The organism is Microbacterium sp. MYb54, from assembly GCF_002979515.1.
Classification (GTDB): domain Bacteria; phylum Actinomycetota; class Actinomycetes; order Actinomycetales; family Microbacteriaceae; genus Microbacterium.
Genome location: NZ_PCPA01000005.1, coordinates 102,170 through 122,787, shown reverse-complemented (window position 1 = coordinate 122,787; position 20,618 = coordinate 102,170). Strand labels below are relative to the sequence as shown.

Here is a 20,618-nt window from a genome sequence, read left to right as displayed (position 1 = left end):
TCGCGGTTTCGACCGAGAGAATCACTCCGGCTTGCGCGCTCTGTGCAGGGCAACGATGCCGAACGAGAGATTGCGGTAGGCGACGTCGACCCAACCGGCCTCGCGGATCCACGCCGAGAGCCGCTTCTGGTCCGGCCACTCGCGGATCGACTCGTTGAGGTAGTCGTAGGCGTCGCCGTTGGTGCCGGCGACGCGTGCGACGCGAGGCAGCACCTGGGCGTTGTAGAAGCGGTAGGCACCGCGGAAGAGCTTGGCCGGTGGGGTGGAGAACTCGTTGATCACGAGTCGGCCGCCCGGCTTGGTCACGCGGTACAGCTCGCGCAGCGCCTTCTTGGGGTCGTTCACGTTGCGCAGCGCATACGACATGGTGACGGCGTCGAACTGCGCGTCGGGGAACGGCAGGTCGGTGGCATCCGCCTGCACGAACGACAGGTTGCGCATGGCACCGTGCCGGCGCTGGCCCTCGGCGAGCATCCCCGGCGAGAAGTCGGCCGCGACCACCTCGGCGCCGCTGCGCGCGAGCGATGCCGACGACGACGCGGTGCCGGCACCGAGATCGAGGATCCGCTCCCCCGGCTTCGGTGCGACCGCCCGGGTCGTCGCCGCGCGCCACAGGACGTCGTTGCCGAAGGTCATCGCCGTGTTGGTGCGGTCGTACCCCGCGGCGACCTGGTCGAACATGCCGCTGACGCGGGAGGGGTCCTTGCCGAGATCGGCGCGGTTCACATCGTTCGGGGTCACGGGTTCAGTCTAGGCGCGAGACCCAGGGCTTCGAGGCGGTCGAGCCACGGATCGGCGGTGGCATCGTCGAACGGAGCGACCTGCGCACGCACCTGCGCCTCGAGGTCGAGCGCGAGAGCCTCGAGGTGGGTCATCACGTCGGCCGGATAGCCGTAGCGGGCGCTGTGCTCGGCCCACTCGTCGCGGTCGTCGACCCAGGTCCCGCGCGCCCCTTCCACACGCACCACATCGAGGTCCATGTCGATGCCGGTCGCCAGCAGCGGGTCATCCGACCACCGGATGTCCCACCCCAGGTCGATGTAGATGCGCATGCCCTTGCGGTGACGACGGTTGACGGTCAGAGCATGGTCACCGCTCGCCGGGACGAGCGTGACGTTCGGACCGCCCGCGTGGAACTCGGCGCCGGGTCGCACGCTGTGCCACCCGACGGGCTGCCCGATCCAGTCGCCCCACTCATCGGCGCCGAGATAGACGCACTCGTGCCGCCAGTGCGGCGAGCCGTCCCACTTGCGCCACTGGAAGACCATCTCGGTGCCGGGTGCGGGGCGTGCATCGCTCATCCGCTCACCCTACGACCACGCGAATCCATGCGCCCTGAGCGGCATAGGCTGGATGCGTGCACACCACCCACCTGGTCGTGGAGACCCGAGAGATCGACCCGGTCGAAGACCTCCTCGCCTACGCGGATCCCGCGCGGCCCCTCGCGTGGCTACGCCGCGGAGACGGGATCGTCGCCGTCGGCGAGACCCTGGCGGAGATCCGACCTCCTGCGCGTGCCGATGAGTCGCGCACGGCGACGCTTGCGACCGTGTGGCGGGCCATGGCCGCGCAGGCGGAGATCTCCGACCCGGTGGGACTGCCCGGCAGCGGGCTGGTCGCATTCGGAGCGTTCACCTTCGACGAGGCCTCGGACGCCGACAGCGTGCTCGTGCTCCCCACGCAGGTGGTGGGACGACACGGCGACCGGTTCTGGCGCACCACGATCCGCCACTCCGGAAACCCGCAGAGCGATGACCGCTTCGCCACGCAGCCCTATGGTCCGCACTGGGCGGGCACGCTCGGCCCCGGGGCGCAGAGCCCACAGGGGTACCAGGATTCGGTCCGCCGCGCCCTCACCCGCATCGCCGACGGCGAGTTGAGCAAGGTCGTGCTCGCACGCGATCTCACCGGCAGCATTCCGGCCGGGTCCGACCTTCGCCGCCTGGTGCGGGAGCTGTCGACCGGCTATCCCGACACCTGGGCGTTCGCCGTCGACGGACTGATCGGCGCGAGCCCCGAGACTCTCGTGACCGTGCACGACGGCACCGTCACGGCGCGGGTGCTCGCCGGCACGATCGGTCGCGGAGCCGACGCGGATGCCGACACCGCAGCATCCGCCCACCTCGCCTCGAGCACGAAAGACCTCGATGAGCACCAGTACGCCGTGCAGAGCGTGCTCTCGTCGCTGCGCTCTCACACGCGGGTGCTCGCCGCGAGCGAGCAGCCCTTCCTGCTGAAGCTGCCGAACCTCTTCCACCTCGCGACCGACGTGGAGGGCGAGCTGGCGGACGGCGAGTCCGCGCTCGACCTCGTCGGGGTGCTGCATCCGACCGCCGCCGTCGCCGGCACACCGACGCCTTCGGCCATCGCCGCGATCCGCGACCTCGAGCCCTTCGACCGTGGCCGCTACGCCGGACCGGTCGGCTGGGTGGATGCTGCGGGCAACGGCGAATGGGCGATCGCCTTGCGCTGCGCGCAGTTCACCGCAGGTCGGGGTGAGATCGGTGTGACCGCATACGCGGGCGCGGGGATCGTCGCCGGCTCCGACCCGGAGAGCGAACTGCTCGAGACCCGCGTGAAGTTCCGGCCGCTGGTCGACGCGCTGGCCTGACCACGGCTTGCACTCAGCTCGCGGCGAGGCGCTTCTTCTCGGCCTCGACGTCGAAGTCGGCCGCCGGCCACTGGGGGTCGATGTCCTCCAGCGCTGCGAGCAGCAGCTCCTGCACAGCGAGCCGCGCGTACCACTTGGCGTTCGCCGGGATCACGTGCCACGGCGCCGCCTCCGTCGAGGTGCGATCGAACACGGTCTGGTAGGCCTCCATGTACTGCGGCCACAGCATCCGCTCGTCCACGTCGCCCGGGTTGTACTTCCAGTGCTTGTCCGGGCGGTCGAGGCGCTCCATGAGGCGTGACTTCTGCTCCTCGGGCGAGATGTGCAGCATCACTTTGACGATGCGGGTACCGGATGCCGCGACCCGGGCCTCGAACTCGTTGATCGCGTCATAGCGGCGCTCGATCTCGGCGGGTGCGGCGAGCTCGCGAACCCGTCCGATCAGCACGTCCTCGTAGTGGGAGCGGTCGAACACCCCGATGAACCCGGGATCGGGCAGCCGCTTCTCGACCCGCCAGAGGAAGTCGTGCTCGCGCTCCTCTGCGGTCGGCGCCTTGAACGCGGCGAGCGCGACGCCCTGTGGGTCGACGCCGCCGACGACGTGCCGCACGATGCCGCCCTTGCCTGCCGAATCCATCGCCTGCAGCACCAGCAGCACCGCATCCTTGGCCACTCCCGCGCGGCTCTCGGCGAACAGCCGCTCCTGCAGGCCGTTCAGGCTCTCCAGGCCCGCGGCGAGGTCGCGAGCGCCGTGCGACTTGCCGCCGACGTATCCGGGCTTGCTGTCGGGATCGATGTCGGCGAGGCGGAAGCCGTCGTCGACCTGCAGCTTCTGCGTCCAGGTGTGCGCGTTCATACGCACATCCTGCCAGTCAACGCGGCAGCGGCACCTCGATGATCTGACGACCGCCGCGAGGCGAGGTGAGGGCCTGGTCGAGTGCGGTGCGGGTCGTGACCCGCTGGTACTCCCAGCCGTAGGCGAGTGCGAGGTGCTCCAGGCGCACGGTGTGCGGTGTGAAGAAGGCCCGGTCGAGGTCGCCGGGGCGCGCGGATGTCGCAACCTCCAGCGAGTCGAAGATGGTGCCGCCGCCGTCGTTGCCGACGATGACCTGCAGCCGGGGCTCGGTCTCGTCCGGCGGGAGCAGCAGGGCACCGACATCGTGCAGGAAGGCGAGGTCGCCCAGCAGTACTCGGGTCACGCCCGGTGCGCCGGCAGCCTGACTGGCGATGGCGATGCCGGTCGCCGTCGCGATGGTGCCGTCGATGCCGGCCAGACCGCGGTTGGCGTGGACCGGGACCTTCTTGCCGCCGAGCACCTGATCGGCGACGCGGACGAGTCGGGAGGAGCCGAACACCAGACGGTCGTGCGGCCAGGTGGCGCGCCACACGGCGTCAGCGAGCAGCTTTCGGTCGAGCGGACGGCGGACCGCGTCGAGCTCGGCCTTCACCGCTTCTCTGCGGGCGGCGAAGTCGGTGGAGACGAGACCCTCCGAATCGGGTGCATGCTCGCTCAGATCGACGACCTCTGCCGCGGATGCCTGCAGCCACTCCCCGAGCCAGACGCGGTCGGCGGCACCAGGAGCGACGGCGACCGATCCGACGGCTCGGGTGCGGTGGTTGAGGTTCAGCTCCTCGCCGCCCCGACGGACCGCGACGATGTCGATGTCGGGACGGGAGAGCAGCGCGGTGACTTCACGACTGAGCGTCGGGTGTCCGAGGACGACGACCCGCTCGATGCGGCCGCCGAGCTCGTCACGCGACAGCAGCCCGCGGTAGCCGTGCACGATCTGCCGTCCGAACCTCGCGCCGCTCACGATCTCGGCGATCAGCGGCCACCCACCGGCGTGCGCGATCTCCTCGGCCTCGGCACCGGCATCGGCGCCGGCGACCACGACGGTGCGAGGACCGCGGTCGAGTGCGAAGGGCTCCTCGTGGAGCGCGCTGGGCACCTCGCCGGGGATGACCGCCATCGTGGGCAGCACACCCGAGAGAGGTTCCCTGGCCGGGAGGTTCAGGTGCACGGGGCCGGCGACGCCGCGGACTCCGTGGTCTGCTTCGCTCACGCCCACCGCCGCGGAGACAGCACGCTCGGCGAGCCCGGCCCAGTCGCCGTCGCCCGGCACCGGCGCATCGATCTGATCGCGCACCCAGGGATGGAAGAGCCCGTCCTGGAGCGTCGCCTGGTTCGCTCCGACGCCCCGCAGCTCGGGCGGACGGTCGGCGGTGAGCAGCACCATCGGCACGCCGGAGTGGAAGGACTCCATCACCGCGGGCAGCAGGTTGGCGACGGCCGTCCCGGAGGTGCAGATGACCGCGGCCGGCACACCTGTCTCCCTGGCGATTCCGAGCGCGGTGAATCCGGCGACTCGCTCGTCGATGCGCACATGCACCCTGAGATGCCCGTCATCGGCTGCGCGCACGGCGGCGAGCGCGAGAGCCTGCGAGCGCGAACCGGGAGACAGCACGATGTCGCGCACACCGTTGGCGACGAGGTCGGCGATCAGGGATGCCGCAGCATCCATCGCCGGCGACGAGGTCACGGGCGCTGGTCCGTGGCGGGAGGCTCGTCGGTCTCCTCGTCCAATCGGGCGAGTTCCTCTTCGAGGCGGCTGATGCGCGCGTCCTGCTCGCTCTTGCTGATGCTGCGCAGGAAGGCGGGGTCGTCATCCGGTGCGATGACGGGGCGCATGCCGGGGTCGTTCGCGCGCCTACGGCCGATGATGAACCAGAGGATGCCGCCGATCACGGGCAGGAGCACCACGATGAAGATCCAGGCGGTCTTGGGCACGCCACGGTGCCGCGTCGCCGGCTGCACAGCGCAGTCGACGATGCTGAACACCCAGAACACGGCGGCAAGGAAGCCGCCGACGATCAGTAGTCTCGCCACCCCCTCAGTCTAGGCGCGTCAGAGGCGCCCCGGCCCCGGAAAGGACAGAGGCGCCGTTGCTAGACTGCGCGGGAAATGCTGCCCTCATCGCCGGATCGGATGCCGCGAGCGCGGGCCGAGCGGATGCTGATCGCCCGGGTGATCACCGCCGTCGGCCTCGCGCTGCTGCTCGTGGTCGGCGCGTGGTCGACCTCACGCGGCTCCGCCGATGTGCACGCCACCCTCTGCGTCGCGGCCGGTGTCTCGACCCCCGCCGGAGCGGCGTCGAACGCGGACGGCGCGAGCACGATCGACGTCCTCACCTCCGAGGCCGGCGTCTGCCTGCTCGCGGTGCTCTGCGGCGTCGCACTGGTGCTGATCTTCCGGCGACTCGCCGGTCACGGCACCCGGCCGCTCGGCAGCCGCGCACCTCGCACCGTCACACCGAGCCGGGCGGGGCCGAGCGCCCTCGTCCCCGCACTCACCCTCACGCAGCTCTCGATCTCCCGCACCTGAACTCCGACGCACGCATCGAGCCGCCCCGCGCGGCATCCCTTCCCTCGTCGTACCCGTGTGTCTGGAGACCCCATGAAGAACTCTGTCAAAGCGACCCTGATCGCCATCGCCGTCGCCGTCGTCCTGCTGATCGCCGGCATCGTCTTCGCGATCACCCAACAACAACCCGCCGCGCCGTCCGAGGGCGGCGAGCCTCAGCAGACCGTGCGCACCGACTCCCGGGTGCTCGACGACGGGGGCGAGGGCGCGGTCACCGTCGTCGAGTTCCTCGACTTCGAGTGCGAGGCCTGCGGGGCGTTCTACCCGGTCGTCGAAGACCTCCGCGAGAAGTACGACGGCGAGATCACCTACGTAGTGCGCTACTTCCCCCTGCCAGGACACACCAATTCCACCCAGGCCGCCCTCGCCGCCGAGGCGGCCGGCCAGCAGGACCGCTTCGAGGACATGTACCACCGCCTGTTCGAGACGCAGGCGCAGTGGGGCGAGCAGTCGGAGGAGACCCCCGAGGTGTTCCGCGCCTTCGCAGAAGACCTCGGCCTCGACATGGCCGCCTACGACGCCGCCATCGCCGACCCCGCGACCGCGCAGCGCGTGCAGTCCGACAAGACCGACGGCGAGAAGCTCGAGGTGAACAGTACGCCGACGTTCTTCATCGACGGCGAGAAGGTCGTGCTGCAGGAGTGGGACGACCTGGAACAGGCCATCGAGAAGGCCGTCAAGGGCTGAGACGGCGGGCGGGATCGCACAGCCTCCGTGTCGGCGCCGCGCGATCCCGCCGCACCGATATTCTGGCCGCATACCCAGGAGAGGGCCAGAATGACCATCGATATCTCGACCGCTTTGCAGACGACGCACAACGCCCGCGAACTCGCCGGGCTCCCGGCCTCCGGAGGCGGGACGCTCGCCTCCGGACTCCTCTTCCGGTCGGACGCCCTCGCCGCGCTCACGGATGAGGGGCTGCAGGCACTAGCCGACTTCCGCATCGGCACCGTCATCGATCTGCGCACTGATGGCGAGCGCTCCCGTGCCGCTGACCGTCTCCCCGATGACGGCAGCATCACGCTGCTGACTCTGCCCATGCAGGGCGGTGCGATGGACGAGATGGTCAAGCAGCTGCTCCCCGCGGCCGGCGGCGTAGGACTCTCGGTGACCCAGGTCGCCGAGGTGCTGAAGCAGGTGCCGACCCTGGACGAGCTGTACGTCGCGATCCTGGAGGCCAGCGCCCCACAGTTCGCGACCATCGCCCGGACCGTGCTCGTCTCTTCCCGCACCTCCCGGCCGGGTGTGCTGTTCCACTGCACCGCGGGCAAGGATCGCACCGGTCTCGCCGCCGCGATCCTGCTGCTCGTCGCCGAGGTACCCCGTCAGGCGATCGTCACGGACTACACGCAGACGGAGAAGAACCTCGCACGGGGATTCGCCGAAGCGCTCACGGCGCTGATCACCTCGCTCGGCGTTCCGCTCACCCCGGCGCTGAAGACTCTGGCGACGGAGTCACCCGCGTCGGCCATCGAGACGGCCATGGACTGGATCAGCGCCAATCACGGCGATGTCTCGGGCTACCTGCGAAGCGGCGGGATGACGGACGAGGAGATCGCCGACCTCCGCCGGGTGCTTCGCGGCGAGTAGCCGCGCACACAGGGCGTCAGCTCGTCCGGGTGCCGAGCAGCGAAAGAAGTCCGTCCGTCGTTCGAGTCGCCTTCGAGGCCTCCGAATACTGCGGGCGGAACAGCGCCATCTGCTTGACGCCCTCCATGGCGGCGAGGAGGAGATCGACGGCACGATCGACGTCATCGCACTCCAGCTCACCCGCACCGACAGCGCGGTGTGCGAGGCCGAGGAACAGCCGCTCCGTCTCGTCGAGGAAACCGGCCCAGCTCGCTCGCACGTCTTCGTCGGTGAGGGATATGGCGACGATCTCTGTGGTGAAGACACGGTTCCCGTCGTCGAGGAGACAACTGCGCACCGAGAAGTCGACAGCGGCTTCGAGCCGCCCGAATGCAGTTCCCGCCGAATCGACGGCGGCGGACATGTTCTCGCGCCAACGCAGGTAGTACTGCCCGCACGCGGCGAGCACGATCTCCCGTTTCGAGGAGTAGTGCCAGTAGAGGCTTCCCTTGGTGACACCCGCTCCCGCCGCGATGTCGTCCATGCTCACGCCGTCGACGCCGCGCGTCGAGAACAGCTCCAGGGCCGCCGTCGCCAAGGCCTCGGGCCGCGCAAGGGCATCCGCCTTCGCCGGCGCAGTCATCGCCATGTCGGACATCCCCTCAGGATACAACCGGCCTCGACAGGTGGCCGGGCGGACCACGGCATCAGCGGTCCACCCGACACCCGAGGCTCAGACCGCGACCGAGGCGAAGGACGGGATCCGCTCTGTGAAACCCGCCTCTGAGATCTCCCGACGCAGCCACGTCAAGGAGTCAGCCAGCATTGGACCGCCCTCGCCTTCGCACTCGATGCTCAGCACGCCGTCGAACCCGTGCGCTGCGAGCTTGCGCAGGATGGCACGGATGTTCTCGGCGTTGACGCCGCCGCCGGCCGGAACGTGGCTGATCGCGATGCCGGTGGCACCTCCGCGAACGGCTTCGGCGAGCGAGGCTGACACGTCCTTGATGTGGACGTGGTTGATCCTGTCGAGGAATCGCTCGGCGAACTCCACGGGATCGTTGCCGGCGATGAAGGTGTTGCCTGTGTCGAGGTTCAGCCGCAGCCATGGCGTGTCGCCGCAGAAGTCGAGCATCTCGGCCAGCCAGTCAGGACGTGTCGTGAAGTACCCGTGTACCTCGATGTTCACCACGATCTCGTGTGCCTCGGCCACGCGGATGATCTCGCCGTAACTGCGCTTCATCAGATCGAGCGCCTCGCGGTCGTCGAGCCCCTCCGGCTTGTGCAGGCCGTCAGTGGTCGCGACCCGAGGGCTGCCAGCCAGGGACGCCCATGCGATCGCCTTCTGGATGTAGGGCACGGCGACCGTGAGACCGTCGCGTCCGGAGAGCGGATACGCGGCGTCGATCTGGGAGAACTGCACCCCGTACGACTCCATCTTCCGACGCAGCAGCACCGGGTCCTCGATCAGCGAGATGTGGGGGAAGTAGCCGAGGCCATGGATCCACGATGCCCCCTCGATGACCCCCGGCTCGATGTAGTGCACGTCGTGCTCCTGCGCCCAGGCGAGTGCCTGTTCGAAAGACTTGTGGCTGGAGTTGAAGGCGTCCGTGTGGAAGCCGATCCCGATCTCGGGCATGGAGGCCCCTCTCTTTCTTTGTCGCATCGTCGCGAGAAATTACATACTGGCCAGTATGGTCATACTCGTGGAGTCTTGACTTTTCTGCAAGATGCCATGGAAATCAACATACTCACGCGTATTGACTCACCCGCATGAAGAGATCGCGAAGAGCATCCGCCCACGACGGCCATGACCATCCGGCCGACCCTCCCGCCTCCCCACCGGCCGCTGCGGCCGAACCGGGGTTCCGTGCGCTGATCTTCTCCGAGACAGCAGGCTTCGTGCACGACTCGGTCGCCGAGGCGAGACCAGCGACGTTTCAGTCGAGTACCACCTCGACTGGAATCCCGTGACCGCCGCCGTCGCCGCGAAGCGCTGCAAGCCATGCTCGAACAAGCACGCAGGGAAGGTGTCCGCAGCGCTCTCGATCCACCCGCGCTCGCCTTGGACGACGCCGCACCGATGCCGCCCTCGCTACGCTGAGCGCATGACTGAGGAGCACTCTCCCTCGCCGCACCCCGTGATGGCGGTCGTCCGTCGGATCCCGGCGACGCTGACGATGATGCTGCTGATCATCGCGGTGGGAGTGATCTGGCGCGGACTCTGGGCGCCCTTCGAGGACACGGCGCTGTTCAAGGCCGTCGCCTACGGGCTGCCGAACCTCGCCGACGGCAAGTGGTGGACGCCCCTGACCGGCACGTTCTTCGTGAACCAGCCGTGGGTCTACCTGTTCACGATCGCCGGCTTCTGGGGCATGGCCTATCTGGAGTTCCGTCGCGGATCGCGGGTCGCGCTCGCCTACTACTGGGTCGGTCAGCTGTTCGCGATCTTCGCCACCGCTCTGCTGCTGTTCGTGCTCTCGCAGTTCCCGTGGGCGTGGGCCGCAGAACAGGCGCAGGCACTCGACGTCGGAGCCTCCGGCGGCACGATGGCCTGCATCGCCGCGGCGGTCGGCCTGTTCCGCCCGCCCTGGCGGGTGCGCGGATGGCTCATCCTGCTCGGCTTCGTCTTCATCGCCATGCTCTTCTGGGGCAAGGTCGCCGACCTCGAGCACCTGCTCGCGGTACTGCTGATCCTCGTCGTCGATCGGTCGCTGCGAGTGCGGCACACGACCGTCCGCGAACAGCGGCTGATCGCCGTGGTGGCAATGCTCGTGCTCGGCGCAGTCGAGATCATCACGACCCTCGTGCCGACAGACGGGCCGTTCGGTCCAACCGAACCCGTCTCCGGCGGCTTCATCAGCCTCGCCATCGACCTCGTCGTGATCCTGGTGCTCGTGAACGGTCTGCGTCGAGGTCGACGCTTCGCGTGGGTACTCGCGCTCCTGCTCGGGCTCTTCAACGTGCTGATCGCGGCACTCGTGCTCACCCTCATCACGGTGTTCAGTCAGGCGCAGCTCGACGTCCGCTGGGATGGCGAGACCGAGCTCGAACTGGCCAACGGCTTCCTCTGGCTGATCATGCTCGTCTACCTGGTGTGGGTGCGCCGGGCGTTCCGGGCAAAGCGTCGTGCCAAACTCGGCATCCAGCCGGCCCCGACCGTGGACGAGCTGAAGCAGGAACTGCAGGCGCATGGTGGCGGGACGCTCTCGTGGATGACGACATGGGAGGGCAACAGCTACGCACGCGTCAACGGCGGCATCGTCGCGTATCAGCGTCGCAACGGCGTGGCACTGGCGCTCGCCGACCCGATCGGACCAGCGGCCGGCCGCGCCGAGGCCGTGACGGACTTCATCCACGCTGCCGAACTCGCCGGCCTCGTTCCCTGCTTCTTCAGCGCGGACGAAGCCACCCGCGCGGCGGTCCCCTCCACCTGGCGGAGCATCGTCGTGGCCGACGACACCATCGTCGACCTGCCGGGGTTGGAGTTCACGGGCAAGCGCTGGAACTCGGTGCGCACCTCGCTCAACAAGGCAGGCCGGGAGGAGATGACCTTCCGGATGACGCACCTCAAGGCGGAGCCGTGGGGTGTGCAGCAACAGTTGCGTGCGATCTCCGAGGCCTGGGTCGGCGACAAGGATCTGCCCGAGATGCGCTTCACCCTCGGCACGCTCGACGAGGCGGAGGATCCGGAGGTGCGGCTCGCCCTGGCGCTCGCCCCCAACGGCGACGTCGACGGCTTCCTCTCCTGGCTGCCGGTGCACGGGGCGGACGGTGCGGTGCGCGGCTGGACCCTCGACCTCATGCGTCGGCGGGAAGGGGGCTTCGGCCCGGTGATGGAGTACCTGATCGGATCGTCTGCGAAGCAGTTCTCCGAGGAGGGCGCTCAGATCATGTCGCTCTCGGGCGCACCGCTCGCCCACGACTATCCGCCGGACGCCGGAGTGATCGCTGCTCTCAGCGATCGGCTCGCCGAGGCCCTGGAGCCGGTCTACGGCTTCGGGTCGCTGCACCGCTTCAAGCAGAAGTTCCACCCACGCTACGAGACCATGTACCTGCTCTTCCGCGACGAGAGCGACCTCACCCGCATCGGCGGGGCGCTCACCCGGGCGTTCCTGCCGGATGCGACGCTGCGTCAGTTCGCCGGTGCGGGGCTCGAACTCGTGCGCGGCGGGAAGGACTGAGCCACCCGGCGTCAATCAGCGGTTGACATCGATCAACGTCAACACTAGATTGACGCCATGGTCGACTCCTCACAACACTCAACACGATCCGAACGACTGACCACAGGCATCGGAATGGTGCTCCTCGCAGTAGGCGCGGCGGCACTCCTCCTGTCCATCGGCTTCGATCTGCGCGGGTTCGGCGGCGGACTCGCGCAGGGCACCGGCATCGGTGCGATGCTCGTGGGGACCTATCTCTGGGGATTTGGAAACGGCGCCCGACGCACTCACCGGCGGCAGTGGCTTCCGAGCCGCGGACCCGCGGAGTGAGCGCACTCGGGGACGCGATCGGCCATGCCGTTGTCGCCGAGGCCGGCGTCGCCGAAAAGACATCCCTCGCCACAGAAGACCACATCGCCCTGATCGCGGCGAGCGCCCGAGCGGAAGACGAGGTGCGCAGCATTCTGCGGCGAACAGTGCTCTCCGCCCGGGCAGCGGGTGCGAGCTGGTCGATGATCGGTACCGAGCTCGGCATGTCCCGCCAAGCAGCCCAGCAGAGGTTCGGCCATCCGAGCGAGACGGTTCGCCAGGACGGAAACGAGCGCTGGCTCGGCCCCGTGAGCGTCTTCGATGAAATGGCCGAGCTGGAACTCGCCGGCCTCGAAGGCTGGCACACGGTCGAGGCCGGCGCGTCCGCACACCGGATGCTTCGCAGCGACACGCGGTGGGAGCATCGCCGAAGCGTGTGGCGCCCGATCAGAGCAGCGGAGCGCTCCGAAGGATGGAAGATCAGTTGCACGGCGTTTCCCTGGGTGTACCTCGTTCGCGATACCGGCGTGCCCGTCTCCTCACCCCCGGAGCCCACAGCGGACTGAGCCACCTGGGTTCAGTCAGCACGGAGAGCGCAGCACCCTCACCGCGCCCCGATGGCACGCCCGTCGAGCAGGTTGCGGACGAAACGAAGTATGTCTTCCTGAAGGTTCGGATGCGCGCTGTCCGACGGGACCTCGAACTGGACCAGCGCCTGCAGTTCTTCCAGAGCCTCCCGCACCAGAGGCTCAGGGCGCCGCACTCCCCACACACGTAGTTCGGTGATGAGGTCGTCGGCCACGAGGTCGGCGTGCCGGTACTTCTTGTTGATCGCCAACGCCAACTTCCCATCAGCATCGGCGTGGTGCGACATCGGCACCACGTCATACGCGGGCGCGAGGGAGACGTCCCCAGACGCGGGATGCAGGAGTCCGAGGTTCTTCGTGTGCATGTCGAGATTGCCGATCGCGAGCCCGAGCGTCGTCATGCGTGCCAGGGAACGGATATCCGCTCCCCCCGCATAGCTGCGAAGCGTCTGCGCCACCCGCTCCAGGCTCACCACCCCGCCGATCTCCTGGTACTTCTGGTTGCCCGATGCACCCAGCGCCTGGTTGAAGTCCTCCTGATGAACACGCGCTCCCCCGATCCGATCGAATCGCTCGATCACGAGGGCAGGCAAGCCATCGAACTCCTCGATACGCGTATCGAATTGAGCAAGGCCTAGACCGCGAGCAAGCCGTGACCCGTATTCCTCATCGAAGATGACAGTCGGCTTCTTCTCCAGCTGAGGCTTGAGGATATGCGTGGATGGGTGTCCTCCGATGACCTGGTTCCACCCTCCGTCGATTCGCGCCAGGACGATCTTGGGTTGAACCCCGCCGAGCGACGATTTCCCCAAGCCCGGCGCATTCGCGAGCGGCGCCTGCAGGGGATGCTCGAGCAGGTCGCGGACGCCTCGGACGTCAAGTGGAAGAAGCCCTGGACTTCTCGGCTCACTCGGATCCTCGACGTCCCAGATCTGCAGTGCGCCCGCGACGTCACGCCCGTAGCGCCCCAGAAAGGCCGGAGTGTCGCCGCGTCTGATGCCGCCCTCGGCGAGCATGTAGTCGAGTTGGTCTCCCTCAGGAAGCAGCTCGCCGAACCAGTTCCGTCGCCTGACCGCATGATGGCGCGGAAGTGCGCGGACGAGCGGAATGGCAACAGACAGCACCCGGCTGTTCATGCCGAACACGTCGGTCGCTCCCCTCACGCCGACGAAGTCGAAGCTGCGGGAATCCTGACCTTCCAGATGCCCGATCACTGTTGCATACAGCTCCACGGCGAGCCTCATCCTGCGTCGCCGTCTTCCCAGTGCGCCGAGAGCTCAACACCGGTCGCCTGCAGAAGGTCGAAGACCTTTCGCATGTAGATCGTCGGGGTCCCCGACTCGATCTCGCTCACCGCGCGCTGAGACATCCCCAGGTTTTCCGCGAGCGCGGTCTGAGACATTCCGTGAGCGAGTCTCGCCTGTTGGATGATCAGTCCGATGTCGCCGGGCGAGCGGAGCTTCATGCTCTGATCCGACACGAGCACTCCCTTCTATTACGTTTTCCGGATAACGCGAGGCTATTACGTTTTCCGGATAACGCAACCCCTATGTCGATTTCCGGATAGAGGTCGAACCCGCTCGCGACCGTGTGAGTACGATCGGTGTCGTGCTCGATGAAGAACGCCTCCGCTCCATGGCCGACGAACTGAGCCGGGTGTCCGGCGTGCGGGCCGTCGCGCTGGGAGGCAGCCGCGCCCGCGGCACGCATCGGCCCGACTCCGACATCGATCTGGGTCTGTACGTCGACGCGGATCTCGACCGTGACGGCCTGGCACGGGTGGCGAGCGGCTGGACGGGCGAAGCCGTCGAGGTCGCCGAGCGGGGCGGATGGGGGCCATGGGTCGACGGCGGTGCCTGGCTGATCGTCGACGGTGTGCCGGTCGACCTCATCCTCCGCGATGTCACCCGCGTCGAGGAGCAGTGCGCTCGTGCAGTTCAGGGTGAGTTCGCGTTCCACGCCCAGCCGGGGCATCCGCTGGGCTTCCTCGACATCGCCTACGCGGGCGAAGTGGCGACGAGTGTGCCGCTTCGCGATCCGGAGGGGATCCTGGTCGCGCTGGCGCGCAGTGTCACCCCTTACCCCGAGGCCCTCCGCGACGCATTCATCGCCAACCTCTGGCAGGTCGATTTCCTGCTGAACGCGGCCATGAAGGGTGCGAAGGCGGGTGACGTCGCCTACGTGTCGCTGTGCGGGACCACGACGACGATGCTCACCGCGCACGCCTGGCATGCCTCTGCCGGCAACTGGGTCACGAACGAGAAGGGCCTGGTGCCGAACGTGGCTCGCCTCGCCACCGACACTCGCGGGTTCAGCGCGGCAGCGGCAGCGGCGCTCGGAAGCCTCGGAACGTCGCCGGAAGAGCTTCTGGCCACGATCACACGACTGCGGGAGCTGCCGCGCCCGGCAACTCCCGCAGGTGGATCAGACCTCAGCTGATCGACGCCTGACCGGTCTTCAGCCGATCGTCTCGGCGAGCTCTGCGGGAGTCTCGCCGGTCGTGTCGCCGGTGGGACGCTTGGCCGTGTTCGCGATGTGCGCACGGCTGACGACGATCGCGGCGACGATCATGAGCGCGACACCGAGCCAGTAGGGCGCGGCGTGGCTGACCAGGGCGTAGAGCGCACCCGCGATGAGCGGCGCTGCCGTGCCCATCGCCGCGTTCAGCGACTGGGTCGCCCCGCCGAGCCAGCCCTGCTCGTCGTCGCCGACGGCGTTCGACATCGCGCCGTCCATGGCGGCCTGCGATGCACCCTGGCCTGCCGCGAGCATGAGTGCGCCGACGATGAACACCCAGGGCTGGGCGAAGACGGAGGCGACGATGGCGAGGGCCGCGAGACCGATCATCTGCGCGATGATGCCGCTCACGATCACCCCGCGCTCGCCGATGCGGGGAAGCAGGATGCCCAGCAGCACACCCTGGATGACGATGTCGATGATGCCGACGGCCGCGGTCAGCAGACCGATCTGGGTCGGGCCCCACTGGATGGAGTCCAGGGCGAGCACGCTGAAGTTGTTCACGAAGAACCCGAACGGCAGGGCGAGCAGTCCGAAGCCGATCATCAGTCCACGCAGCTCCTTGCGACCGAACGCGTCCTTGAAGACGGCGAACGGCTGGACGTCACGCAGCTTGATCGTGGCGATGCGATTGCCTGGTTTGAGGCTCTCGGGGAGCAGGAAGATGCTGAGGATCGCGATCGTGAGGGCGACGGCCGCTGTGAGGAAGACGGGGAGCTGGATGCTCACCGCGGCGAGGAGACCACCGATCGCCGGGCCGATCATGGTGCCGATGCCGGAAAGGGCGCCGAGAAGCCCGAAGCGCTTCGCGCGCTGCTCGGGCGGGGTGATGTCGGCGAGGTAGGCGAAGAGGGCGGGAAGGTCGCCGGCGGTCAGACCCTGGATGACGCGGGCGAGGACGAGCACCCAGATCGCACCGCCGATGCCGAACAGCGCCATGGAGAACGCGGCGCCGAACGCCGCGACGATGATGACGGGTCGACGGCCGAAGCGGTCGGAGAGCCGGCCGAGGAACGGGGCGACCAGGAAGGCGCAGAGTCCGTTGATCGCCTCGAGCACACCCACCCAGATGGCGAGGTCGCTCTCGTGCGAGACGTACTGCAGCACGACGAAGGGGAGGACAGGGAGGACGACCGTCATGCCGATGACGGTCAGCATCGTCAGGACGATGAGCATGATCCACGCGCGGTTCTGATCCCGTCGCGTGAGGGAAGTGGGTGAAGTCATACCGAAAGTGTATCAATACCAGTTTTGGTGTCAAGCCACTTTTGTAGTCGGTTCGCGGTAGGCTGTCGAGCATGACGACTCCAGAACCCCTCGGGCGCCGTGAACGGAAGAAGGCCGCGACGCGTAAGGCGATCTCCGACGTCGCGACGGTGATGTTCCTGGAGCGCGGCTTCGACAATGTGAGCATCCGCGAGGTCGCCGACGCCGCGGATGTCTCCCCGACGACCGTGTTCGCGCACTTCCCGCAGAAGGAGGCCCTCGTCTTCGATGAGGACGACGAACAGCGCGACCGCCTCGTCGCGGCGGTACGGGAGCGCCCCGAGGGGAGCACGATCAACCACGCGATCCACGACTTCTTCTCCACCGAGGTCAAGGCGAACTTCGACGAGCACGGTGACGACGTCACCCGTGTCTTCATGCGCTTCCTCAACGAGACACCGGCACTGCGCGACTATGCGGCGAAGATGTGGCTCCGACACGAGGATGCCCTCGCCGCAGCCATCGCCGAGGAACTCGGCCTCAGCGAGCCCGTCGCCGAGATCCGCGTCTACGCCCGGTTCGTGCTGCAGATGCAGCTGCTGATCAACGACAGCGCTGACCCCCTCGACACCGTGGACGCGGGGTTCCGCGTGCTCGAGAGCGGGTGGGCCCCGGTCGAGGCCCGGCTCGCCGGATCCAAAGCCTGATTAACTTTAGATGCGCTAAAGTTAATCAAGCGACACGGTCGCCCAGGTTATGGAGGTGACCATGGCACGGTTCGTCGAACGCCTGTGGAACCCGACGGAATACGGACAGCTGAGCCGACGCGACCGCGCCGCCGGCCGCTATCGCGCCTACGTCCCCGATGAACTCGGGTCTGCGCTCCCCCCAATCGGGTCCGAGGCTCGGGCCGCCGCAGAGGACGCCCTCACTGTGCTTGCGCGGGCAGACGAACGTATCGGCTCCCGATCCTCTTACCTCAACCACCTGCTGATCCGGTCGGAGAGCATCTCGTCGTCGTGGATCGAAGGCAATCGGATCACACCCAAACGCCTCGCGGTGGCCGAACTCCTCCATCACGGCCCACGCGTCGCGCTCGATGTCATCGGCAACATCCGAGCAACCGAAGATGCGATCGACACGCTCGCAGATCACCGTCGGATCATCGAGGTCGCCGACATCGAGGACCTGCAGCACGTGATCGAGCCCTCCCTCGAGCGCGGGCTACGAACCGAGCAGAACTGGGTCAGCGGAGCCGGTTGGAGCCCTCTCCGCGCCGAGTTCATCCCCCCGCCCGAGTCCGAAGTCGAGCGACTCGTGTCCGACCTCGCCGGCTTCCTCACCCAGACCTCCGGCAACGCCGTCGTCCGCGCGGCCATCGCCCACGCCCAGTTCGAGACGATCCACCCCTTCATCGATGGCAACGGACGCACCGGGCGCGCGCTCATCCACACGGTGCTGCGACGCGCGGACGCCGTGCGCCATACCCTGATCCCGATCAGTACCGTCTTCGCCGGAGACACCGACTCGTATATCGCCGGCCTCTCGGCCTTCCGAGCGGATCCTCCACGCCTCGACGAATGGGTGCTCGGCTTCGCGAGGGCGACCGAGCTCGCCGCCGCGAACGCCGTGCGCCTTGCCGATGACATCGCCTCACTGGACGCGCAGATCAATGCCGACTTCATCGCCTATCGCCGCGCGCAGGGACTCTCGCCTGCGGTACCGAGACGCGACTCCGTGGCCCTCCGCATCCTGGAGCGCCTTGCGTCCGAACCCGTTCTGACGATCGATTCAGTCGCAGAGCGCCACGGCGTATCGACAACGGCTGCCCACCGAGCCCTCACCCTGCTGGCCGACGCAGACATCCTGTCCCGCACCAAAGACCAGCGCGGACGGCTCGTGTGCTGGTCCGCCGATCGTCACCTCGCCCTCGTCGCACTCACCGAACGCAGCAACCGTATCGGTGGCGGCGACACCGCTGCTCGGGCCCCCAGATCAGGACCACCTCAACCGGAGATCGAGCGGCTGGGCCTGCTGCGCGATCTCTCTGGTGACACCGACGGGTAGAACCACTTCACGCGCTCGCCAGCTCCGCCCACTCATACTCCGGGAGCTCGATCGCCTCGGACTTGTCGAGCATCTTCGCGACGAGCTGCCGCATCGGCCAGTGGTGCATCAGGCGCGCGGTGAGCACTCGCATCCGCAGCGCGAAGCGCCCACGCGGCAGGAAGCCGTCGACACCTCCTGGCGCGAGCGTGTGAGAGGCGACGACATACGGCCGCATGATCTCCTCGTAGCGCGCGAAGGCCGCCGCATGGTCGCCGCGTGCACGCCCGAGTTCGCCGGCCAACACATACGCGCCGACCAGGGCGAGACTCGTGCCCATGCCGGTGAGGGGTGACCCGCAGTAACCGGCGTCGCCGACCAGCGCGATCCGTCCAGTGGCCCAGTGCTCCATGTGCACCTGGCTGACCGTGTCGAGATGGAACTCGTCATCTGCGTCGGCCGCAGCGAGAAGCTCCTCCGAGCGCCATCCCATCCCTGCGAAGACCTCGCGCAGGAGGCGCTTCTGGCTGGCGACGTCACGCCGATCCACGTCGAGCCCGGTGTCCGCGAACGCGAGCATCGCCTTCGCTGTACCGCCGCGCTCGGGCCGCAGCGCGAGCATCCGACCCGGCTCGCTGTACATGTCGAACCAGGAGTCGAGGGGGCCGGGATCAGGAACCGTGCAGTACCCGAGGTAGGCGCCGAGGTGGACGACGTAGTCGGATTCCGGCCCGAAGGCCAGCGCCCGCACACCGGAGTGGATGCCATCGGCGCCCACCACGACGTCGAAGGTGCGGACGAGCCCGCTGCGGAACGTGACCTCGACGCCGTCGGGGCCGTCCGAGAGCGCTTCGATGCGATCGCCGAAGATCGTCTCGGTGTGATCGGCGACGAGATCATGGAGGATCTCGGTGAGATCACCCTTCATGATCTCGATCTCGGTCACAGGGCTGCCATCGCCGACGAAGAGGTCGGCGGGCATCGTGGCGAGCGCTCGGCCGGCGCTGTCGATGTAGCGCAGACCCTTCTCGTGCACGATGCGCTCGCGCACCCGAGGCATGATGCCCATCCGCTGGGCGACGACTTCGCCCAGACCGCGAAGGTCGACGGCCTGCCCGCCGAGACGGAGATCTGACGCCTGCTCGACGATCGTGGAGCGGATGCCCTGCCGATGAAGCCAGTGCGCGAGAGCGGGTCCTGCGATGCCTGCGCCGGAGATGAGTACGCTGTATTCGTTCATGCATCGCACGGTAATACAGGTGATGTACGGTGTACAAGTGTTCTAGTTGTGAAGGTGGTGTACTAGTACGGTGCGAGCAACTTCTCAGAGCATCGCGGCGGAGATCGCCGACCGGATCGCGTCCGGAGACCTGAGCCCCGGCGAGCGGGTTCCCTCGGCGCGCGGCATCACCAGGGACTGGGGTGTCGCGATCGCCACCGCGACCAAGGCCCTCGCCGTACTGCAGCAGCAGGGGCTCATCGTCTCGACACCCGGCATCGGGAGCATCGTCGCCTCCCCCGCCTTCACGCCCTCCCCGTCGTTGTCGACGGCGACGGTGGTCCCGACTGCGATCGCGATGGCAGACGCCGAGGGCATCGCGGCGATCTCGATGCGACGCATCGCCGCCGAGCTCGGCACGCCGACCATGTCGCTCTACCGCCACGTCGACAGCAAGGACGGCCTCGTGCTGCTGATGATCGACGCGGTGCTGGGCGAGGATTCGTTCCCCACACCGTCATCCGACTGGCGTGCCGACCTCGAGGTGTCGGCACGCCTGCAGTGGGCGGCTTTCCAACGGCACCCCTGGCTCGCGGGTGTGATGTCGATCTCTCGGCCGCAGCTCGTGCCGAACGGGTTCCGCTACACGGAGTGGTGCCTGCGGGCACTCGCACCGCTGGAGCTGAGCATGGAGACGATGATGTACATCAGCGTGATCGTGTTCAGCCACGTCAAAGCCCTCGCGACCGACTTCGCCTTCGAGACCGAGCAGCAGCAGGACACCGGACTCACAGCAGACGAGTACATGACGACCCGGTCGACCGACATCGCGGCCATGGTGTCGCCGAGCGACCTGCCCCTGCTCGCATCCCTGGTCCACTCCGACGACTTCGACCTCGACCTCGACGCCCTGTTCGAGTTCGGACTACAGCGACTGCTCGACGGGATCGAGAGTTGGATCTCGCGCTGA

22 protein-coding genes are annotated in these 20,618 nt (G+C 67.9%); 11 read left to right on the top strand and 11 right to left on the bottom strand.

What is annotated here, in order from left to right; translation table 11 throughout:
- Positions 1-21: 21 nt before the first annotated feature.
- Together CQ040_RS07570 and CQ040_RS07565 are read right to left on the bottom strand one after the other, a co-directional pair.
- Positions 22-741: a class I SAM-dependent methyltransferase gene (locus CQ040_RS07570; protein ID WP_105526232.1), complete on the bottom strand. Its 720-nt coding sequence runs from the start codon at positions 739-741 to the stop codon at positions 22-24.
- Positions 738-1,301: a hypothetical protein gene (locus tag CQ040_RS07565; RefSeq protein WP_105526233.1), complete on the bottom strand. Its 564-nt coding sequence runs from the start codon at positions 1,299-1,301 to the stop codon at positions 738-740. Before CQ040_RS07565 ends, CQ040_RS07570 begins: the two co-directional genes overlap by 4 nt.
- A gap of 56 nt (positions 1,302-1,357) precedes the next feature.
- Between CQ040_RS07565 and CQ040_RS07560 the strand changes: the two genes are divergently transcribed.
- Positions 1,358-2,611 carry an isochorismate synthase MenF gene (locus tag CQ040_RS07560; RefSeq protein ID WP_105526234.1) on the top strand — a complete coding sequence of 418 codons (1,254 nt, stop codon included), beginning with the start codon at positions 1,358-1,360 and terminating at the stop codon, positions 2,609-2,611.
- Between the two features lie 13 nt (positions 2,612-2,624).
- Here the strand turns inward: CQ040_RS07560 and CQ040_RS07555 are convergent, their stop codons facing one another.
- From CQ040_RS07555 to CQ040_RS07545, 3 genes are read right to left on the bottom strand one after another with little or no spacing between them, the layout of a single operon-like run.
- Positions 2,625-3,467, bottom strand: coding sequence for a PPK2 family polyphosphate kinase (locus tag CQ040_RS07555; RefSeq protein WP_105526235.1), 843 nt, complete (start codon positions 3,465-3,467; stop codon positions 2,625-2,627).
- A gap of 16 nt (positions 3,468-3,483) precedes the next feature.
- The gene (gene menD / locus CQ040_RS07550; protein WP_105526338.1) at positions 3,484-5,133 is read right to left on the bottom strand and encodes a 2-succinyl-5-enolpyruvyl-6-hydroxy-3-cyclohexene-1-carboxylic-acid synthase; all 1,650 of its coding nucleotides are present in this window, start codon (positions 5,131-5,133) and stop codon (positions 3,484-3,486) included.
- 14 nt (positions 5,134-5,147) lie between these two features.
- Positions 5,148-5,498: a PLD nuclease N-terminal domain-containing protein gene (locus CQ040_RS07545; RefSeq protein ID WP_105526236.1), complete on the bottom strand. Its 351-nt coding sequence runs from the start codon at positions 5,496-5,498 to the stop codon at positions 5,148-5,150.
- A gap of 75 nt (positions 5,499-5,573) precedes the next feature.
- On the opposite strand from CQ040_RS07545, the gene CQ040_RS07540 reads away from it, so the two are divergent.
- The 3 genes from CQ040_RS07540 (at position 5,574) to CQ040_RS07530 (ending at position 7,622) form a co-directional block, all read left to right on the top strand.
- Entirely contained in the window at positions 5,574-5,993 is a 420-nt protein-coding gene (locus tag CQ040_RS07540) for a hypothetical protein (RefSeq protein ID WP_258131235.1), read from the top strand.
- A 72-nt stretch (positions 5,994-6,065) separates the two neighbouring features.
- On the top strand, positions 6,066-6,719 hold the full coding sequence (locus CQ040_RS07535; protein WP_105526238.1) for a thioredoxin domain-containing protein: 654 nt from the start codon (positions 6,066-6,068) through the stop codon (positions 6,717-6,719).
- A 90-nt stretch (positions 6,720-6,809) separates the two neighbouring features.
- A complete protein-coding gene (locus CQ040_RS07530; RefSeq protein WP_105526239.1) occupies positions 6,810-7,622 on the top strand; it encodes a tyrosine-protein phosphatase in 813 nt (270 codons plus the stop codon).
- Positions 7,623-7,638: 16 nt separating this feature from the next.
- Here the strand turns inward: CQ040_RS07530 and CQ040_RS07525 are convergent, their stop codons facing one another.
- On the bottom strand, positions 7,639-8,259 hold the full coding sequence (locus CQ040_RS07525) for a TetR/AcrR family transcriptional regulator (protein WP_105526240.1): 621 nt from the start codon (positions 8,257-8,259) through the stop codon (positions 7,639-7,641).
- Between the two features lie 75 nt (positions 8,260-8,334).
- Positions 8,335-9,240 carry a sugar phosphate isomerase/epimerase gene (locus CQ040_RS07520; RefSeq protein WP_181156801.1) on the bottom strand — a complete coding sequence of 302 codons (906 nt, stop codon included), beginning with the start codon at positions 9,238-9,240 and terminating at the stop codon, positions 8,335-8,337.
- Between the two features lie 469 nt (positions 9,241-9,709).
- Between CQ040_RS07520 and CQ040_RS07515 the strand changes: the two genes are divergently transcribed.
- From CQ040_RS07515 to CQ040_RS07505, 3 genes are all read left to right on the top strand, one after another.
- On the top strand, positions 9,710-11,785 hold the full coding sequence (locus CQ040_RS07515; protein ID WP_105526339.1) for a bifunctional lysylphosphatidylglycerol flippase/synthetase MprF: 2,076 nt from the start codon (positions 9,710-9,712) through the stop codon (positions 11,783-11,785).
- A 114-nt stretch (positions 11,786-11,899) separates the two neighbouring features.
- Positions 11,900-12,094: a hypothetical protein gene (locus CQ040_RS07510; RefSeq protein ID WP_105526242.1), complete on the top strand. Its 195-nt coding sequence runs from the start codon at positions 11,900-11,902 to the stop codon at positions 12,092-12,094.
- Entirely contained in the window at positions 12,091-12,639 is a 549-nt protein-coding gene (locus CQ040_RS07505) for a hypothetical protein (RefSeq protein WP_105526340.1), read from the top strand. The genes CQ040_RS07510 and CQ040_RS07505 overlap by 4 nt, the downstream gene beginning before the upstream one ends.
- Before the next feature lie 38 nt (positions 12,640-12,677).
- Here the strand turns inward: CQ040_RS07505 and CQ040_RS07500 are convergent, their stop codons facing one another.
- Both CQ040_RS07500 and CQ040_RS07495 read right to left on the bottom strand, forming a co-directional pair.
- Positions 12,678-13,892: a type II toxin-antitoxin system HipA family toxin gene (locus tag CQ040_RS07500; protein WP_258131236.1), complete on the bottom strand. Its 1,215-nt coding sequence runs from the start codon at positions 13,890-13,892 to the stop codon at positions 12,678-12,680.
- Positions 13,893-13,900: 8 nt separating this feature from the next.
- A complete protein-coding gene (locus CQ040_RS07495; protein ID WP_258131237.1) occupies positions 13,901-14,125 on the bottom strand; it encodes a helix-turn-helix transcriptional regulator in 225 nt (74 codons plus the stop codon).
- A gap of 143 nt (positions 14,126-14,268) precedes the next feature.
- On the opposite strand from CQ040_RS07495, the gene CQ040_RS07490 reads away from it, so the two are divergent.
- The gene (locus CQ040_RS07490; protein WP_258131238.1) at positions 14,269-15,099 is read left to right on the top strand and encodes a nucleotidyltransferase domain-containing protein; all 831 of its coding nucleotides are present in this window, start codon (positions 14,269-14,271) and stop codon (positions 15,097-15,099) included.
- 18 nt (positions 15,100-15,117) lie between these two features.
- On the opposite strand, the gene tet(42) is transcribed toward CQ040_RS07490, so the two are convergent.
- Positions 15,118-16,404 (bottom strand): tetracycline efflux MFS transporter Tet(42), encoded by a 1,287-nt coding sequence (gene tet(42), locus CQ040_RS07485; protein WP_258131239.1) that lies wholly within the window; start codon positions 16,402-16,404, stop codon positions 15,118-15,120.
- Between the two features lie 71 nt (positions 16,405-16,475).
- Between tet(42) and CQ040_RS07480 the strand changes: the two genes are divergently transcribed.
- Together CQ040_RS07480 and CQ040_RS07475 are read left to right on the top strand one after the other, a co-directional pair.
- Positions 16,476-17,090, top strand: coding sequence for a TetR/AcrR family transcriptional regulator (locus CQ040_RS07480; RefSeq protein ID WP_105526245.1), 615 nt, complete (start codon positions 16,476-16,478; stop codon positions 17,088-17,090).
- Between the two features lie 61 nt (positions 17,091-17,151).
- A complete protein-coding gene (locus CQ040_RS07475; RefSeq protein ID WP_105526246.1) occupies positions 17,152-18,450 on the top strand; it encodes a Fic family protein in 1,299 nt (432 codons plus the stop codon).
- Positions 18,451-18,457: 7 nt separating this feature from the next.
- On the opposite strand, the gene CQ040_RS07470 is transcribed toward CQ040_RS07475, so the two are convergent.
- Positions 18,458-19,669, bottom strand: coding sequence for an FAD-dependent monooxygenase (locus CQ040_RS07470; protein ID WP_105526247.1), 1,212 nt, complete (start codon positions 19,667-19,669; stop codon positions 18,458-18,460).
- Positions 19,670-19,739: 70 nt separating this feature from the next.
- Here CQ040_RS07470 and CQ040_RS07465 point away from each other — a divergent pair, with 70 nt between their 5' ends.
- Positions 19,740-20,618, top strand: coding sequence for a TetR/AcrR family transcriptional regulator C-terminal domain-containing protein (locus CQ040_RS07465; RefSeq protein ID WP_105526248.1), 879 nt, complete (start codon positions 19,740-19,742; stop codon positions 20,616-20,618).

What these genes read in the sequence shown, in the direction of transcription:
- CQ040_RS07565 (WP_105526233.1), bottom strand. Translation starts at nt 1,301, where the DNA reads ATGAGCGATGCACGCCCCGCACCCGGCACCGAGATGGTCTTCCAGTGG.
- CQ040_RS07555 (WP_105526235.1), bottom strand. Translation starts at nt 3,467, where the DNA reads ATGAACGCGCACACCTGGACGCAGAAGCTGCAGGTCGACGACGGCTTC.
- menD (WP_105526338.1), bottom strand. Translation starts at nt 5,133, where the DNA reads ATGGATGCTGCGGCATCCCTGATCGCCGACCTCGTCGCCAACGGTGTG.
- CQ040_RS07540 (WP_258131235.1), top strand. Translation starts at nt 5,574, where the DNA reads ATGCTGCCCTCATCGCCGGATCGGATGCCGCGAGCGCGGGCCGAGCGG.
- CQ040_RS07535 (WP_105526238.1), top strand. Translation starts at nt 6,066, where the DNA reads ATGAAGAACTCTGTCAAAGCGACCCTGATCGCCATCGCCGTCGCCGTC.
- CQ040_RS07530 (WP_105526239.1), top strand. Translation starts at nt 6,810, where the DNA reads ATGACCATCGATATCTCGACCGCTTTGCAGACGACGCACAACGCCCGC.
- CQ040_RS07525 (WP_105526240.1), bottom strand. Translation starts at nt 8,259, where the DNA reads ATGTCCGACATGGCGATGACTGCGCCGGCGAAGGCGGATGCCCTTGCG.
- CQ040_RS07520 (WP_181156801.1), bottom strand. Translation starts at nt 9,240, where the DNA reads ATGCCCGAGATCGGGATCGGCTTCCACACGGACGCCTTCAACTCCAGC.
- CQ040_RS07515 (WP_105526339.1), top strand. Translation starts at nt 9,710, where the DNA reads ATGACTGAGGAGCACTCTCCCTCGCCGCACCCCGTGATGGCGGTCGTC.
- CQ040_RS07510 (WP_105526242.1), top strand. Translation starts at nt 11,900, where the DNA reads ATGGTGCTCCTCGCAGTAGGCGCGGCGGCACTCCTCCTGTCCATCGGC.
- CQ040_RS07495 (WP_258131237.1), bottom strand. Translation starts at nt 14,125, where the DNA reads ATGAAGCTCCGCTCGCCCGGCGACATCGGACTGATCATCCAACAGGCG.
- CQ040_RS07480 (WP_105526245.1), top strand. Translation starts at nt 16,476, where the DNA reads ATGACGACTCCAGAACCCCTCGGGCGCCGTGAACGGAAGAAGGCCGCG.
- CQ040_RS07475 (WP_105526246.1), top strand. Translation starts at nt 17,152, where the DNA reads ATGGCACGGTTCGTCGAACGCCTGTGGAACCCGACGGAATACGGACAG.
- CQ040_RS07470 (WP_105526247.1), bottom strand. Translation starts at nt 19,669, where the DNA reads ATGAACGAATACAGCGTACTCATCTCCGGCGCAGGCATCGCAGGACCC.